The following is a 15,484-nucleotide window of genomic DNA, read 5'->3' as shown; positions in this document are numbered from 1 at the left end:
CCTTCGCTTAGCCTATTTCTTCGTCAGCCAATAGACCACTAACTCCACTACTAGAACCAAAAGCAAGAATATACCCAGTACCGCCAACGAGCTCAGTTTGACTCCTATGGTATTAACAGCTCCACTTCCGTCATATTTCCTAAACCAAATTACTAGGGCCAAAATTGCAAAAATAATCACCATTACAGCATTTACAATCTGCCACCTATTCTGCTTCACCGTATTATCCCCCTATTATTATCTAATGGTTATGGCTGCCTAAATAATTTGATAACTGTCACCATTAACCATAATCGCTTGGCTATTATTGATGGGCAATAGCTTCAACTGATCTTGATAAGCCGCAATGGTTTCTTCGACCGCTTCCTTAAAGGGCTCCTCGCCCTGGTGCGGCAAAGTATAGAAATCGGTTAACGCAAAGCCACGATCATCAGTTAAAGCCGGCGCGACCGTGGCATCATCCATCATTTTGTTATAGGTAATATCCGGTGCCATCACGATTGCACCAGCAGATTCACCCACATAAGGGATACCGGCCTTAATTCTTGCGCTAATCAGTCCTAGTAAGTCTTGGCGCTTTAATTCTTGCAAAAGATAGAAAGTATTACCTCCAGTGATAAACAGTATTTCAGCTGCCGCAATTGCTTGGGTTACACTTGCGGTTGCAGTGCTAGCAATATCCAGATCATTTACTTGATAACCCAGGTCTTGGAGAGCTTGGCGTCCCTCATCGATATAACCAGTATAATCTTCAACGTTGCCAGCAGTGGTAATGAAAGTTACCTCTTTTGCACTGATCTGGTTCGTCTTAATAAACTGCTTAAATTGGTTTACCGTTCCGGCAAAATAAGACGTTAAAAATAGTTTTTTCATTATTGTCCTCCACTCCAAATTATATCTAACACGTCATTACCTGTAAATCTACCAAGTTGATTGATGTCCTTAAAGAGAATTTTTGTCACAAATTGTGCAAAAAGTGCAAAAAATATTTATAATGTAAGTAATTCAGTTAAAGGGGAAACAAGATGTCCAATTCAAAAAAAAAGCAAACCAGCCAACAAGAGGAAAGCTTAGGCAAATTTATCCTCGATATTGTGGTCATGATGGTCGTGATTTTGGGGGGTTACTACCTCTTATTCAATTTCGTTCTTTCCAATGACAGTGTATCTGGTCCGTCCATGCAGCCCACCTTCGAAGATGGCGACCGACTAATTTCTGTCCGAAACTTCGAACCCCGGCGCAACGACATCGTTATCTTGAAGGCACCCAAAAAGGCCAATGATCCTGGTGCCTTATATATTAAACGAATTATCGGCATGCCCGGCGACACGGTTGAATCTAAAAACGATCAAATGTACATTAACGGCAAGAAGATGGCCCAGCCATTTCTGAACAATTCCTACAAGAAGAAGCATACCGATCCCCGCAACCCTTATACTAATAACTTTAATATTGGATCATGGATTTCTACCAAACGCAAGCATGTTCCCCAGGGCTATTACTTTGTCATGGGTGACCACCGTGATGTATCAAGTGACTCAAGGCGCTTTGGCTTCGTCAAACGCAGTGAATTAATTGGTCAAGTTAAGTTGCGTTACTGGCCGTTTAACCAAATCCAGGGTTTCTAGGTTGCTGAAGTTGAAGTTATCATCAAAAAGTTGGTTAGTAAAAACCACTATGCTATTTTAAAAATAGCATAGTGGTTTTGTTTTAGTTAGCCTTTACCCGCTATCAAAGTAGCTTGCTTAGCGCTTTAATTTTGATAGAGAACGGCCAAGGCGTTGATATAATCTTGATCAACAACGGGGTGAAGGTTGTCATTGGTAGTAATCTCACTGTCATTTACACTTGGCGCCATAATTTCATGCTTATCATATTCATTATGATCTAGTCCTAATGCATGACCCACTTCATGTAAAACAACATAATTGAATAACAGGTCATAGTTACTATTGACAGTAATATTGCCATTATAGATCGTGATATCGGCTTGATCGATCAAGCCGATATTTTTATATTTATAGGCATACTCAACTTCAGTGGAACCCAACTTATTTTCCGTAGTAGTTCCTAGTTCAAAGGTAATATTGGCTTTACCGGTGCTCCTAGTCAATTTCACAATTTTTAATTTGTTGATTTGTTTAATCGCTACCGCGGTTAGTTGCTGTTGTTTAACACTTAATGCACTATCATTGTAAGTAATCTTGGTCTGCGGCCAACGAAAGCCCTTAACATGATACTTATTTAAGAGCTTGGCAGTGAACTTTTTGACCGTCGGAACTGGATAATTAGAATTGGCCTTTTGAACTTTAGGTACTTGGTTAACCGGACGGTAATTTTTGATTTTATGCCCAATATAGGCATTCTTCTTAAAGCTATAAGTGTATTTGTAACCCGGCTTAAAGTCTTTAACCGTTTTAACTACCAGGTAGCTAGCTTTTTTCTTTTTTGCCTTCTTGTGCTTGTGGACCTTGGCATGACTTGTTTTTGCCTGAGTCTTGGCCGGACTGACTACCGTAGGCGCCGTGCTTACCGTTACCGTAATTAATGACAAAACAGCGATAATTATTTTTAGCGTTTTTTTGAACTTAATCTTCATCATGCATCCCCTTCTTTTGCTATGTAAATACTATAACGTAAATAACTAATAAAATAAATGCTTACACTCTCTTTAAGGTGCTGCGCCCTTAATTGCGGCAGTCATTAACGAAAAAGAGCACTATTTCAGCAATAATTACCAAATTCCAAAGCGTTACTAGCACTATCCCGATCGCCAGCAGGATGAACTTCAATTCAGCCCGCCCCGCCTGTTGGTATAAAATGACACTCCACATCAGGAAACCGTAACCTAGAACGAATAACAGCACATTGATAATTTTGAGTACTTGCTGATCAGTCTTCATGCTCAAGTACTTGTAGCGCTCATCAGCATCAAGGTCCTCACTGGTGCCCACGTCTTTGGCATTATAGTAGGTCCCCACAGTCACCACCAGACACAAAACAAGCCAAACTAGGTCCTTAACAATATATTCCCAACCAAAGTGCCTGAGTAGGTGCTGACTGAGCATAAATACCTGACTTCCAGTACAGATCATAAAGAATACGGTTTCGGCATAATATCTTAATTTTCTCTTTCTATTCTTCGTCATTTTCGAAGTACTCCTTTAAACAAAACAACGTTTCAATATCAGTCGCAAAAACTTGCGCCAACTTATAGGCCAGAAGAATTGAGGGCTTATACTTACCCTGTTCGACCGAAATGATGGTGCGCTCCGTTACGCCAGCCTTTTCAGCGAGTTCGCGCTGTGTCCAGCCCAGCTCAGTTCGCTGCTTTTTAACCAGATTGTTAATAATCCCACCTCCGCATTTACTGAAGTATGCTTCATGTAGTTTGTTTCATATTTTACTTAAAAAATTTTTAAAAGCAAGTTTTTTATATTCATTGGTTAAGTTTGACCACCTTTACTCATTTAACCGCAAGCAAAAAGTCTGTTATTCAAGCTCTCTTGAAGCTGAATAACAGACTTAGTGAATTTTTGGTTAGTTTTAATTTTTTAGAGCTCAACCGGGGCTAGATTAATGCTACTTATTTGGCTTGCAACGCTCGTGATAAGCGCTCAAGCAGGTAGACAACCGGAACTTGCGTAGTTAAGTTGATGGTTTGACCAACAATCTTAAATTCTAAATGATAAGCAAAGTTCAAGTCCGATAAACCGGCAATTGTGTTGTCCTCATTGTTAGTAATACTGACAATCGTTGCGCCTAACTTACGAAAATGCTTCACTTGATCAATGGTTGGTTGCCCTTCACCACTAACGGATAAAACAATTACTGTTTTACCCTGATAGGAATCGCGGCTTAATTCAACCGGATAATATGGATCATCAATTGCAAATGCGTTACGTCCATTATTAACAAACTGCCGAGCGCCATAATCACATAAGTCACCTGACGTGCCAATGCCAAAGAAGACGAAGTCGTTAGTTTTTACGGCAATTTTCTTAAAGCGCACAATTTTAGCATCGTAATCAGCCAAGAATTCCTGCGAGAAGTAATACTGGGCCTGGTAGGTAATATCATCAACTACCTTATTTCGACTAAGTTCCTCTTTAATTTGATTTTGTAAATGATAGTAATGCTCATAACCCAAGGCCTGCAGAGTACGGACAATTGACGCTGGTGAGACCTGTAAAACACTGGCTAACTTGCGTAAGGTGATTTCCTTAACCTGTTCTTTGTTAGCGACAATGTAATTATAGATCCGTAACTGTGTTGCCGTTAATTTCTGCCTTGCTTGCATCACTTATTCCCCGGTCCAGCATGATAATTTTACGCTGCTTTTTCTGCTTCCTGTTCTGCCTTTAGTTTAGCACGATCCATGCTCTTAAAGAAGCCGAAGTAAATCAACGTATCCATTACAATGTTAAACAATTGCATTATACCACCTGAGATATGACCCGTAGAAATAATTCCGGAAAGGATTGGCGGAGTCGTCCACGGTGGGTAAATTCCGATAGTTTTGGCACCCCACCCCATCTTCATGGCAATATACGTTGCAATAATGTTAGCCATGGGCGCTAAAATAAATGGAATAATGATTTGATAGTTTAAAACAATCGGCACCCCGAACACAACTGGCTCGTTAATATTGAAGATCGATGGAGCAATTGATAATTTTCCCAAGGCCTTCATTTCCTTATCTTTAGCAAAGAAAGTCATCAGAATAACAAAGCCCAAGGTAGCACCACAACCACCAATCCGGACAAAGTTGTCAAAGAAGGTTTTGGTAATAATATTAGGCAGCGCCTCATGTGCTTTAAAAGCTGTGGCGTTAGCTGCCAACGCGGTGTACAATACCGGGTCAATAATACCCGAAATTGCGTTAGCACCATGGATTCCAAAGAACCACAGCACACATATTACCAACTCAATTACAATCGCACCACCCAAGGTATTGGTTACCTTACTCATCGGTGCTTGCAAGAAGAAGGTAATGACGTTAGGGATACTCTTCATCGGTGTTGCTTCAACACCGATTCTAATTAACCACACCACAAACAGTGAGATTGCCCCTGGAAAAAGCGCTGCAAAAGAGTTGCTAACAGCTGGTGGCACCGTGTCTGGCATCTTAAAAACTAAGTTTTTGTGCATGAGCCAAACATACAAATCGGTCACAAACAGCCCAACTAACAGTGCGGTAAACAAACCCGATGAATCAAACTGCTTCAAGGGGATTAATAAGCCGCCATCTTTTCCTACTTGCATTGGAATGGTTAGGATGAAAGCTGCTATCGACACAATCATCGCTGAAAAGGGATCTATCCCCTTGTAATTTTTAGCCATACTATAAGAGATACCGGCTACCGCTACCAGCCCCATGATGTTGAATGAGGCATTGGTGATATACTGCACCACATTGGACCAGTTAGGCCCAAAAAGATGAGCCATAAAGTCCAGATACCCCTGGACTGGGAATTGACCAATGATCATAAAAATCGAACCGATAATAATCATTGGAACCGCTGCAGTCATTCCGTCACGTAACGCTACCATGTGCTTAGCACTGGAAACCTTATTAAAAAACGGAACGAGCTTCTCGGTAAGAAAACTGTTTTCCTTTGCCATATAAACACTCCTACTATATTTTGATAATTGCAGTTAGCTGCAATCGCTTGCATTTTAATATTAGCATTTTGTTTCATGAAAGCCCGGTAATTATTGGGCAGTAAGCGTCAGTACTGAAACCTAAGCAAAAATGCCCCACCATAATTAGCAGACGGTCTAATTATGATGAGGCACTTCAATTCTAGGATATTAACAAGCTTCTTACCGTTCCTGCAACCCTCACCTATAAACTAACGATGAGCTTGCGGATTTCTTCGGGGTACTCCCACTGAATATAGTGAAATGAACCCAATGCAACTACCTTAGAACCAGCATTGTGGTTGAAATACTCTGACCGCTCATACTCTTCTTGGCGGTAACTCTCTGTGACAATGATTGCTGGAATATTATCATCCAGTCGATTACTATCCTGCCAAAATCGGTCCATTTGCATCGCATTTACAGCATTTTGGTTAGCTGTTTCGTCAAACTTATCACTATTTTCAGCGGTAGTTTGCCAAAATTCCTCAGCTTCTTCCGCTGAAAACAGGTCCGTTATTTTGCAATAAATAATTTCCTCGCTATCTTCTGCTTCCCGCTCCTTTTTAAGGTAAGCCGCTTCTTGTGGCGGATTCAGAAAAATTTCCCGTGTCGTTGGCTCAATTCCAACGAAGGCACGCAGACGGTCAATTTGTTTACTCATCTGAAGGGCATAAACACCGCCAATGCTGTGTGCCACCACAATCACCGCTTCAGCATTAAGTCCATTAATTATTTTGGCAAGTTCAGCCGCTTCATTAGACAGGGTGTAGGGTGCGGTTGACTTGCCACTAAAGCCGGTATTTAAATAATCAGGGGCAAATATACCAAAGTGCTCGGGCAATTCCTTGATCACTCGCGAAAAACTCTGCGCAGTATCAAAACTGCCAAAGCTATTCAAAAAAACAATCAGCGGATTACCTGACCTTATCGTGTATTCGATTTTACCAATTGAAGTATTTAAATAAGCTTTTTCCATAATTGCTCCTCATCTTGTCAGCACACAAATTCTAGCTTTTTTGCTCAAACAATAAGTTTACCAGTTCATGAGTAGAAAGCCCAAGATCAAGCCCAAGATGTTCACCTGCTAAACTACCCTTACGCAAAAAGCTCAGCGCTAGCCGCATTTTCGAATCACCCGGCGCGCTAAACCATTCAGCAAATATCAAATTTTTTCTCAAACAAAAAGCCCGTTATTCAGGCTCCGATTGGAGCTTGAATAACAGACTTAAACGCCACTGCTGCTTACGGCATGACACGTTTCCTTTTCGTCTTTTGGAAGAGATAAGTAATAGTGAAGAAAATGATCATAAAAATTAAATAGGTAAGTAATACTTGCCAGGTTAACGAAAAGACCGTATCTAGCGTAGCTGGGCTCATCTTCATCGTTATCTTTAACCCTAATAAAGTGGTCTTTACAGTAGAACTGCTAATACTAAATAGCTCAATAAGATAGTCAAGCAAAAATAAAAGCAAATATAGACTACTACCAACTTTAAAAGCTTTATTTAAATTCATCGGCGTGTGCACATCCCTTCTCGAAGAGGCAATAATTAACTATATAATAATCAACTTTAGATATAATGATATTATATTAAAATTTCATTGTCAATATTATAATTAATTTTAATTTTTGTCACTAAAAAAGACGGACCTATGCCCGCCTTTTTATTTCTACACTGTTTTATCTAGTGTTTATCCTTGTTGCCAGTTTTAGTTATCATTGATTTCTGAACTTGCAGGCTTCTTCCTCAGTTCTACACCCTTGCTTGTTTTCTTACCAGGACTGTGCTTAGTAACCATTACCTTAGCCTTGCCAACAAACTTAGTATTGGCGACTTTCATGGATGCATAACCTGATTTATTTACATGCCGGCGCTTAATTGGCTTACCATTTCTCCAGATAGTAATAAGATCACCCTTTTTAGCCCTGACATCAAAGTATAGATATTGCTCGGTATCACGGTCAAGTTCTATGGCTGGCGCCTTAGAGGCATATTGTGCAGCCGAAACGGTTTTGCCTAATAATTCATCGTCACCATATAATTTAAAAGTCTTATAACCCTTGAATGGTATCGTCACTTTGAACTTGTTGGTATTATCCTTGAATTTGATCTTTTTGACGGTTTTATCATCATACTTAATCGTTAGCTTGTCATAACCATCAGCTATTCCACTAAAGGTGATTTTATGCGTTTTACTGGAGTAACTATAGTTAAGCCGCTTAATACCCATCATAATACTAACATAATCATTACGCAGGCTAGGCCTATGTTTAACAGCTAAGGCAGGCGACACACCGCTAACTAGCAATAAAATAGCTGCCATTGCTCCGATATTGAATTTAATCATCTTGTTCTGCTTCATGCTATTCTCCATTATTTTTGAATTATTGTTATTTTAAGACTAACATTATAAGCTTATCATGCCAGAAAATTCGCGTCAATATTATTATGAACCTCTGCCTAGCTCTGACTGGAAGGAGTCACCATACGAACATCTCCTATCGCTTGCTTAAAAAACAATTCCAACAACTTAAAAAGCAAGAACCCTAGGGTGGATCCCACCGTATTTAGCAATAGGTCATTAACGTCAAAAATCCGATTACCTAAATAGAAAAAGCCCATTAGCAGCTGCGTACACTCGATTAGCAGGGAACTTAGAAACATTAAACCAACATTGGACCAAAACCTGGCATATTTTTCTTTAAAGACTGCCGCAAAAAATGACAATGGAGCCAACATAATAGGATTTCCGACAATCTGGATGGGCCCGTATGCTTTTAATTCATTGAAATTCCAATTCATAAGCATCTGCTTACCAAATCCTAACTTAACAGGTGCAGCATCAAGCGGAAATATTGAAATTGGAAATATTGTCAAGTCTAATAAAAACCACAAATAACCCAAGAAAAGTATAGTTAACAGGCTTCTTTTCCAATTGAACTTTCCTTTTCTAACTTGTTTGATAAGCATAATCAAAAGCAGTGGTAAAATGATACTTCCATTAAGAATAAGATCAGCCATATACCATTTCTCCGAAATATAAACCATTATTTTCTCCTATCATAAAATTACAACTAAACGCTTACTATAGCAACCCAGCTTATAATGTTTTGTCCATGGCATTGCTATAAGACCAACGGACAACGTTTTGACTGCAACCAAAAAGCCTGCTATCCAAGTTCTTCTAAACTCGAATAACAGACTTAAAAATCTTTCGATTGTTTTTTAGTGGTATTAAAAGCTAACAATATTACCCTAGTTTGTTAACCTCTAATAACTCCTGTATTTTCTTCCATTTTTTCTAGCTTTACGCCTTTACTCGTTTTCTTTCCTGGCGTATGTCTGGTAACTATTACCTTAGCATTGTCTTCAAAGTTAGTATTTGCTATCTTCATTTTTACATAATCTGATTTAACTACACGACGGCGTTGAATCTCCTTGCCATTCTTCCAGATTGTCACAATATCGCCTTTTTTAACATAGAATCGAATCTTTTGTTCTTTGTCAGTCTGAGCTCGAAAATTAACATTTGGATTTTTTGTTGCATATTTCTTTGCCGAAATGGTTTTAAGTAATTGCTTGTTACCATATAATTTGAAAGTCTTGTAGCCTTTAAACGGCACGGTTACTTTAAACTGGCCGTTTCTCTTTATTTTAGTCGCTTTGACTGTCTTGCCGTCATACTTAACCGTCAAATTCTTAAAGCCAGCTGCATTACCGCTAAAGGTAATTTTGTGGTTTTTACCTGAATAGCTGTAATTGACGGCATTAGTATTTGTGTTGCCCTTAGCAGCCAAAGCTGGTGAAATTCCGCTAACCACGAATAAAATTGTCGTCACTAAGCCTAAGCCGTATTTGATTAACTTGTTCTTCTTCATAATGTATACCCTCTCATATATAATATTTAAATTTCAAAATAGAACTAATCTACCTTGAAACGATAAACTCTTTTCGCTAATTTATTTATTTTTCTTCTTTATTAAAATATTCTATTTTCTCAATTTTCCACCAAATAAAATTTACTTTTTTGGTATATACACCTACGTTTTTACCATTTATATTCGTCGGATAATATCCAACTTCTTTTGAACCTCCCTGAAATCCAGCAACTTCTATATGATTTCCATTATTCTTAAGACCTATCAAAAAATTTTTTGTTTTTTTATTTGTCGTGATTCTATCTATCTCTTTTATATCTTGTTTCTTTATAATTTGAACAATTTGATATTTTGTCTCAAGTGGTACATATGATTCAGATATCAAAAACCATAATATAAAAATAAAAATTAAAAAAACTATATTTGATCTAAAAACTGATTTTTTATTCAATATATTCTCCTTTTTTAAGATTATAATTATTCCGGCTCAAATAATCAATATTTTTAATTAATATAATTATCATATAGTTAATATTAAACCCCCACCATTTAATTAGAACTATATACCATACTTTCTTCAATATATCATTTAAATAATTTTTATTGATTAAATCATGTTTAAGTAAATATGATTCTGCCGATGACGAAACAACTGCAACCAAAAAGTCTGCTATCCAAATTCTTCTGAACCTGGATAACAGACTTAAAAATTTTACTAGAAGCGTGTAGTCTCATTGTAGCTTCTCTTGCTAGAACAGCTTTTACATAGATTAAATTCCAAAAAGTGTGTGGCAATTTTTGTGACATCTATGATAGCTCTTTTTATGTCACATAATTCTTAAGCCTCATATAGCTATTTAATTTATAATAACTCCTTTATTATCTGGTAGTCTTCCTAACTCGACACCTTTACTCGTTTTCTTTCCAAGAGTATGTCTGGTTACCATGACTTTAGCATTATTTTCAAATTCTGTATTTGCTACTTTCGTATATGTAGTAGACGCAGTAGTTATACGAATGCGCTTAATCGGCTTGCCGTTTTTCCAAATTTTGACAATATCACCTTTTTTGGCATTTAGCCCGACTCTCAGATAGTTATCCATTTGGTCTAGATGATAAACATTTGGCTTCTTAGTCGCATATTTCTTTGCTGAAATGGTTTTAAGCAATTGCTTGTCACCATATAATTTGAAGGTCTTGTAGCCTTTAAAAGGCACGGTTACTTTAAACTTGCCGTTTCCTTTGATCTTAGCCGCTTTGACTGCCTTACCGTCATACTTAACTGTCAAATTTTTAAAGCCTGTTGCATTCCCACTAAAGGTGATTTTGTGGGTTTTACCTGAATAACTGTAATTGACGGCATTAGTATTTGTGTTGCTATTAGCAGCCAAAGCTGGTGGAATTCCGCTAACCACGAATAAAATTGTCGCCACTAAGCCTAAGCTGTATTTGATTAACTTGTTCTTCTTCATCATTGTCTTCGTCTTTTTTGTTTTATTAATCATATATACTTTTACCTGTCGATTGATACACCATTTTCAAGCTTGTGCAGCTCTACGCCCTTGCTCGTTTTCTTCCCTGGAGTGTGGTTAGTAATTGTAACTTTGGCATTATTTTCGAACACAGAATTAGCTACCTTCACTGTCGTACCATATCTGTCGAACATACGGCTGCGTTTGGCAGCCTTGCCATCCTGCCAAATCGTCACAATGTCGCCTTTTTTGCCTATTAATCCTACTTTCAAATATTTATTTGTTTGATTATATGAATCGATTTTCGGTTTTTTTGTCGCATATTGCGTAGCAGAAGCAGTTCTTACCAAATGGTTATCGCCATAAAATTTAAAGGTTTTGTAGCCTTTGAACGGAATGGTTACTTTGAATTTTTGACCATCCTTCTTAAATTTTATTTCTTTGACTGTCTTCCCGTCATACTTAATCATTAAATCCTTACATCCTGAAGCAGCACCACTAAAGGTAATTTTGTGGGTCTTACCTGAATAACTCGTGCGGAAATTTCTTATCCCGATAACGGGACATTTAATTGACCGCCATTCAATATTGCTTGAGTTGTTTTTGGCAGCCAAGGCTGGTGATACTCCACCAACCAAGAATAAAATTTTTGCAACTAAAGCTAAACCGAATTTAATCATCTTGTTCTTCTTCATGCTAGTCTCATCCTTTTAATTATTGTTATTTTAAAAGTAGCAATATAAGCTTATCATCTAGAAGAGCAACCGTCAATCATTAATATAAAATTCTTAAAATTTTACTCACTTTGCGCAGAAAAGCTGGCATTATGTCAGCCATAACAACTTCTATTCTACTATCTGAATATTCTTAATGACAAAAAAGCCTATCGTCCAAGTTCTTCTGAATCTGGATCACAGATAATGCAAAACTACCAAAAATAACACTGTATAAATTGGTCATATTGAGAAAAATCCACGCAATTCCCGAATTAGGCGATGATGTTGCTAAGGTATAGGTCGCTTGTACCAGTATTGTCAAAACTGCACGGGCACCATAAATCCCAAAAAGCTGTTTGTTAATTTTTACACCCTTAATGCGCAAACTATGATGCTTAACCCAAAAAGTAATAATTGTGATGATACAACGAATATAAATTGTAGCAATCGTGAAGTATACCAGACCAACCCGCCTTATAACCTCTTTAGTTAATAATGGCTATAGTGCTGCTTGTACAATCAACAGGGGACCAATAACCATAAATGTTTTTACCAAAGTTGTTACATTCATCTGACTGTGTCTCTGCTTAAAAATAATGTAACAAACTACGATGATCGTAGATATAATTGAGATCAAATATGATGACTTGTTAAAGTAACCCATGGTTAAACAGATGGCCAAGGGAATAAACAAGTCGGTCATTTTGCTTAAAACAATGGATTGCATTATCGTTACTTTTTTAAAAACATAGCTGTAGCCATACGCAACTAGCTGTGCAAGCAAGCCGTAAATAATAATTTTGCCAACATAGTTTCCCGTTATTTTGGGCATGGGAAATTTATTCAACAAGCCAATTAAAAATATGGTTACTAATGCCGTACTGCAAAGGTTATTCAAAAAATTCACATTAATTGAACTTTGATGGCGGTATCCCATCTGATAACGATCAATTACTGAGATTATCCCCCTGGACAAAGATGACATTATTGCAAAGGCAATCAATAAAAAGTTGCTTATCACCATGTTATTAGTACACCAACTTTTCGCTTGAAAATGATTGTCCCAACTTATTTCTAGTCATTTTTACCTGTTACCAATTTGGATATTTATTATAATCTGCGAGTTCAGATTTTCCAACAGCGTCTGCTAATGATGTCCTTAAATATTGCCTTGGTATAGGTCTAGCAATCTGAAAAAGATACTCTTGATTATTAGCATTTTCAAAATATATCATTATTACCTCTTTATAAAGCAATTTTGGTAGTCCAATAACTAATACCAATTGCCTTTAATTGCCGATAAATTTCCGCTCCAATCTTAGCAATTTTATATTTAATACACCCCCACAAAAATTACCAAATTCTACTTTTGTAGCAAAAGCTAAATATTAACAACTTTGCATAAGTATCAACTAAAAATTAAAAACAGGAAAAAAGCCTATTATCAGGGTATTTATAACACCTCAATAATAGACTTCTTAGAGCTAATTTATAAAAATTTATGCTGACTAGAGGATTCGAACCTCCGACCTCATCATTACTAGTGACGTGCTCTGCCAACTGAGCTAAGTCAGCATTGTCAAACTTGACAACGATATTAATTAAACCATATTAGTCATGTTCTTGCAAGTGCTTTTTGACATTTCCTTAATTTTTGTTATAACTAATTCTTGGTAAGGTATTTAGAGTATAATTTCTCCAAGTATAGTACAAACTGATTTTTTCAAATGGAGTGATATGATGATCGATATAATGCCGGCTGCTGATCAATTTTCTTGGTTATTGCGAATCCTGATAGCTTCGCTGTGTGGCGCCCTGATTGGCTATGAACGGGCAATTCAACGAAAAAGCGCGGGGGTTAGAACCCACATAGTTGTAGCATTTTCTTCTGCCCTCTTTATGATTGTTTCAAAGTATGGTTTTGCTGACTTACTTAAAATGTCTGATATGGCCTTAGACCCTTCACGAATTGCTGCGCAAATTGTATCCGGTATTTCATTTATTGGTGCCGGAGCGATTTTGGTTAAGAAGCAGCAAATTTCCGGCTTAACCACCGCTGCAGGTATCTGGGCCACAGCCGCTATTGGCATGGCGATCGGATCAGGCCTATACCTGCTAGGTATTGCCACAACTATTCTGCTATTCATCATCCAGATGTTGTTCCACGATGATAGTCTCATCGACAAGATTATTATGCATATTCGCTTTAACATTCAGATTGAGGCCGTTAACAAGCACAAGATTTTGCATACTATCGAAGCTGAACTAGAGGCCAATCACGTTGAAAATGTGTCTGTCAAGATACTCAACGTTACTGATGAGCGAATCATCTTCTTTGTAGATGGCATCATCAACAACAACATTGACGAAAACAAAATTATTATGGCGCTGCGCAAATACCCCGACATTAAGCGCATCAGCTATACCAGTATTAGCAAATAACAAGCAAATATTTACTAATCATTAAGCAATGGATAAATCTATTGCTTTTTTTTGCTTATTTTTTGCTATTTACCAACATAATTATATACAATATAAGTACTTTTATTTGAAAGGAGCAAATTAATGGCTGGTTCACTTGATTACTTACGTTGGCGCGGCGACCTCTCGTTTGCCGAAAAACCATTCAACAGTGTCGATGCAGCTCTCCTATCTTCCCTGGTCTACCTACCAGCCGACGATTCAGTTGCTAACCACACATTAGGCGAAGTCGCAGACCAGCTGCGCAAATCACCGTCTTTTCAGCATCAAATGCATTCTGAAACTGCAGCCGAAATAATTCTGCTTTCAGAAAGCCCGAGAATTGGCTCTATTAAGATTCTTGATTGGACTGACCGACTGGAAACGGTTCCTCATCCCTTACAGTTCTGTGCTGCTACTTTTGTTATTAACGCGGACACAATTGCCGTTGTCTTTCGCGGAACAGATGGTTCCATGACGGGCTGGCAGGAAGATATGCGCATGAACTACATGCCCGAAATTTACGGTCAAAATGTGGCAGCTGATTACCTCGCAGCCATCGCCCAGCGCTATCCCCATAAACGAATCTACCTGCTTGGTCACTCTAAGGGCGGCAACTTCGCCCAATATGCCCTTAGTGTCGCCACACCAGCAATTCAAGCTCGCGTTATCAAGGCTATTAGCTTCGACGGTCCGGGTTTCTTTCACAAGGTGTATACCAGCCCGGGCTTTGTGCAGGCCATGCCCAAAATGCGGACATACATTCCCCAAGGGTCAATTTTTGGGGCCATGCTAGACCATCCCGAACAAACCTTGGTTGTTAAAAGTACGGTAGCAATGCGCAACCAGCATGATCCAAGGCGCTGGTCGGTTGGCCGAGATAGTTTCACACTGGCAGCTGGACTTTCTCCGGGAAGCAGGATAATTCGTCATGCCTTCATCAGCTTCACCCACTCTATCCCTAAAGACAAACGAGAGGAAACTTTCTCCGACTTATTTGAGGCCTTTGAAAACTTTGACATTGATCAATTGCACCAGTTGACTAGTAACAAGCTAGTTGGGACCTATCGCCTCAGCCGGGTCTTCATGTCACTGGATCCGCAAGAACGAAAACTAATTACGCAGATTTTTAGCAATATTTGGGACTCGTATAAGAACAACCTGACCGTCCCCCTGATGGCCAGCAATTATGCGCTTTACCCCAAGAGTAACGATTCTAACAAGGCACCTGTTTTTTACGAATTCTACGATCCGGCGCACCCTAATTTGAAACTACCGCCAGACATCCAGCAGAAGCTGCACTAGGTCTA

At 38.3% G+C, this 15,484-nt stretch carries 19 protein-coding genes and 1 tRNA gene; 3 read left to right on the top strand and 17 right to left on the bottom strand.

Translation table 11 applies throughout. The features are described 5' to 3' along the window. Window positions 1-12: 12 nt before the first annotated feature. Together ACSYSN_RS00160 and ACSYSN_RS00155 are read right to left on the bottom strand one after the other, a co-directional pair. Entirely contained in the window at window positions 13-183 is a 171-nt protein-coding gene (locus tag ACSYSN_RS00160; RefSeq protein ID WP_491712933.1) for a DUF3923 family protein, read from the bottom strand. 75 nt (window positions 184-258) lie between these two features. Continuing rightward, window positions 259-873 (bottom strand): Type 1 glutamine amidotransferase-like domain-containing protein, encoded by a 615-nt coding sequence (locus ACSYSN_RS00155; protein WP_491712285.1) that lies wholly within the window; start codon window positions 871-873, stop codon window positions 259-261. A 152-nt stretch (window positions 874-1,025) separates the two neighbouring features. Between ACSYSN_RS00155 and lepB the strand changes: the two genes are divergently transcribed. Continuing rightward, a complete protein-coding gene (gene lepB, locus ACSYSN_RS00150; RefSeq protein ID WP_491712284.1) occupies window positions 1,026-1,628 on the top strand; it encodes a signal peptidase I in 603 nt (200 codons plus the stop codon). A 125-nt stretch (window positions 1,629-1,753) separates the two neighbouring features. Here lepB and ACSYSN_RS00145 read toward each other — a convergent pair whose 3' ends face one another. From ACSYSN_RS00145 to ACSYSN_RS00075, 15 genes are all read right to left on the bottom strand, one after another. Further along, on the bottom strand, window positions 1,754-2,602 hold the full coding sequence (locus ACSYSN_RS00145; RefSeq protein WP_491712283.1) for a matrixin family metalloprotease: 849 nt from the start codon (window positions 2,600-2,602) through the stop codon (window positions 1,754-1,756). An 85-nt stretch (window positions 2,603-2,687) separates the two neighbouring features. Continuing rightward, complete coding sequence (locus ACSYSN_RS00140) at window positions 2,688-3,149, bottom strand: hypothetical protein (protein WP_491712282.1); 462 nt, start codon at window positions 3,147-3,149, stop codon at window positions 2,688-2,690. Continuing rightward, window positions 3,136-3,318, bottom strand: coding sequence for a helix-turn-helix transcriptional regulator (locus ACSYSN_RS00135; protein WP_317638276.1), 183 nt, complete (start codon window positions 3,316-3,318; stop codon window positions 3,136-3,138). Before ACSYSN_RS00135 ends, ACSYSN_RS00140 begins: the two co-directional genes overlap by 14 nt. A gap of 268 nt (window positions 3,319-3,586) precedes the next feature. Next, a complete protein-coding gene (locus ACSYSN_RS00130; RefSeq protein WP_491712932.1) occupies window positions 3,587-4,300 on the bottom strand; it encodes a MurR/RpiR family transcriptional regulator in 714 nt (237 codons plus the stop codon). A 29-nt stretch (window positions 4,301-4,329) separates the two neighbouring features. Continuing rightward, window positions 4,330-5,625 carry a PTS sugar transporter subunit IIC gene (locus ACSYSN_RS00125; protein ID WP_491712281.1) on the bottom strand — a complete coding sequence of 432 codons (1,296 nt, stop codon included), beginning with the start codon at window positions 5,623-5,625 and terminating at the stop codon, window positions 4,330-4,332. A gap of 223 nt (window positions 5,626-5,848) precedes the next feature. Further along, entirely contained in the window at window positions 5,849-6,622 is a 774-nt protein-coding gene (locus ACSYSN_RS00120) for an alpha/beta fold hydrolase (protein WP_491712280.1), read from the bottom strand. A 734-nt stretch (window positions 6,623-7,356) separates the two neighbouring features. Then, window positions 7,357-8,010 (bottom strand): hypothetical protein, encoded by a 654-nt coding sequence (locus tag ACSYSN_RS00115; protein ID WP_491712279.1) that lies wholly within the window; start codon window positions 8,008-8,010, stop codon window positions 7,357-7,359. Between the two features lie 98 nt (window positions 8,011-8,108). Continuing rightward, a complete protein-coding gene (locus ACSYSN_RS00110; RefSeq protein ID WP_491712278.1) occupies window positions 8,109-8,696 on the bottom strand; it encodes a VanZ family protein in 588 nt (195 codons plus the stop codon). 215 nt (window positions 8,697-8,911) lie between these two features. Next, window positions 8,912-9,526 (bottom strand): hypothetical protein, encoded by a 615-nt coding sequence (locus tag ACSYSN_RS00105; protein ID WP_491712277.1) that lies wholly within the window; start codon window positions 9,524-9,526, stop codon window positions 8,912-8,914. Window positions 9,527-9,611: 85 nt separating this feature from the next. Further along, entirely contained in the window at window positions 9,612-9,977 is a 366-nt protein-coding gene (locus ACSYSN_RS00100; RefSeq protein ID WP_491712276.1) for a hypothetical protein, read from the bottom strand. Between the two features lie 406 nt (window positions 9,978-10,383). Continuing rightward, on the bottom strand, window positions 10,384-11,031 hold the full coding sequence (locus ACSYSN_RS00095; protein ID WP_491712275.1) for a hypothetical protein: 648 nt from the start codon (window positions 11,029-11,031) through the stop codon (window positions 10,384-10,386). Between the two features lie 8 nt (window positions 11,032-11,039). Beyond that, window positions 11,040-11,693, bottom strand: a complete 654-nt coding sequence (locus tag ACSYSN_RS00090) for a hypothetical protein (protein WP_491712274.1) — start codon at window positions 11,691-11,693, stop codon at window positions 11,040-11,042. A 520-nt stretch (window positions 11,694-12,213) separates the two neighbouring features. Continuing rightward, window positions 12,214-12,738 (bottom strand): hypothetical protein, encoded by a 525-nt coding sequence (locus tag ACSYSN_RS00085; RefSeq protein WP_491712273.1) that lies wholly within the window; start codon window positions 12,736-12,738, stop codon window positions 12,214-12,216. A 67-nt stretch (window positions 12,739-12,805) separates the two neighbouring features. Then, a complete protein-coding gene (locus ACSYSN_RS00080; protein ID WP_491712272.1) occupies window positions 12,806-12,949 on the bottom strand; it encodes a hypothetical protein in 144 nt (47 codons plus the stop codon). Between the two features lie 267 nt (window positions 12,950-13,216). Next, window positions 13,217-13,289, bottom strand: a tRNA-Thr gene (locus ACSYSN_RS00075). A 165-nt stretch (window positions 13,290-13,454) separates the two neighbouring features. On the opposite strand from ACSYSN_RS00075, the gene ACSYSN_RS00070 reads away from it, so the two are divergent. Then, entirely contained in the window at window positions 13,455-14,156 is a 702-nt protein-coding gene (locus tag ACSYSN_RS00070; protein WP_491712931.1) for an MgtC/SapB family protein, read from the top strand. Between the two features lie 123 nt (window positions 14,157-14,279). Continuing rightward, on the top strand, window positions 14,280-15,479 hold the full coding sequence (locus tag ACSYSN_RS00065) for an Mbeg1-like protein (protein ID WP_491712271.1): 1,200 nt from the start codon (window positions 14,280-14,282) through the stop codon (window positions 15,477-15,479). Window positions 15,480-15,484: the final 5 nt, after the last annotated feature.

It is taken from the genome of Lactobacillus sp. ESL1191 (assembly GCF_058504435.1).
The sequence above is the reverse complement of the archived record's forward strand: the minus strand, read 5'-3'. Positions and strand labels throughout refer to the sequence as shown.

Coding starts and splice junctions, on each gene's coding strand:
- ACSYSN_RS00160 (WP_491712933.1), bottom strand. CDS start 183: ATGGTGATTATTTTTGCAATTTTGGCCCTAGTAATTTGGTTTAGGAAA.
- ACSYSN_RS00155 (WP_491712285.1), bottom strand. CDS start 873: ATGAAAAAACTATTTTTAACGTCTTATTTTGCCGGAACGGTAAACCAA.
- lepB (WP_491712284.1), top strand. CDS start 1,026: ATGTCCAATTCAAAAAAAAAGCAAACCAGCCAACAAGAGGAAAGCTTA.
- ACSYSN_RS00145 (WP_491712283.1), bottom strand. CDS start 2,602: ATGATGAAGATTAAGTTCAAAAAAACGCTAAAAATAATTATCGCTGTT.
- ACSYSN_RS00140 (WP_491712282.1), bottom strand. CDS start 3,149: ATGACGAAGAATAGAAAGAGAAAATTAAGATATTATGCCGAAACCGTA.
- ACSYSN_RS00130 (WP_491712932.1), bottom strand. CDS start 4,300: ATGCAAGCAAGGCAGAAATTAACGGCAACACAGTTACGGATCTATAAT.
- ACSYSN_RS00125 (WP_491712281.1), bottom strand. CDS start 5,625: ATGGCAAAGGAAAACAGTTTTCTTACCGAGAAGCTCGTTCCGTTTTTT.
- ACSYSN_RS00120 (WP_491712280.1), bottom strand. CDS start 6,622: ATGGAAAAAGCTTATTTAAATACTTCAATTGGTAAAATCGAATACACG.
- ACSYSN_RS00115 (WP_491712279.1), bottom strand. CDS start 8,010: ATGAAGCAGAACAAGATGATTAAATTCAATATCGGAGCAATGGCAGCT.
- ACSYSN_RS00110 (WP_491712278.1), bottom strand. CDS start 8,696: ATGGTTTATATTTCGGAGAAATGGTATATGGCTGATCTTATTCTTAAT.
- ACSYSN_RS00105 (WP_491712277.1), bottom strand. CDS start 9,526: ATGAAGAAGAACAAGTTAATCAAATACGGCTTAGGCTTAGTGACGACA.
- ACSYSN_RS00095 (WP_491712275.1), bottom strand. CDS start 11,031: ATGATTAATAAAACAAAAAAGACGAAGACAATGATGAAGAAGAACAAG.
- ACSYSN_RS00090 (WP_491712274.1), bottom strand. CDS start 11,693: ATGAAGAAGAACAAGATGATTAAATTCGGTTTAGCTTTAGTTGCAAAA.
- ACSYSN_RS00085 (WP_491712273.1), bottom strand. CDS start 12,738: ATGGTGATAAGCAACTTTTTATTGATTGCCTTTGCAATAATGTCATCT.
- ACSYSN_RS00080 (WP_491712272.1), bottom strand. CDS start 12,949: ATGATATATTTTGAAAATGCTAATAATCAAGAGTATCTTTTTCAGATT.
- ACSYSN_RS00070 (WP_491712931.1), top strand. CDS start 13,455: ATGATCGATATAATGCCGGCTGCTGATCAATTTTCTTGGTTATTGCGA.
- ACSYSN_RS00065 (WP_491712271.1), top strand. CDS start 14,280: ATGGCTGGTTCACTTGATTACTTACGTTGGCGCGGCGACCTCTCGTTT.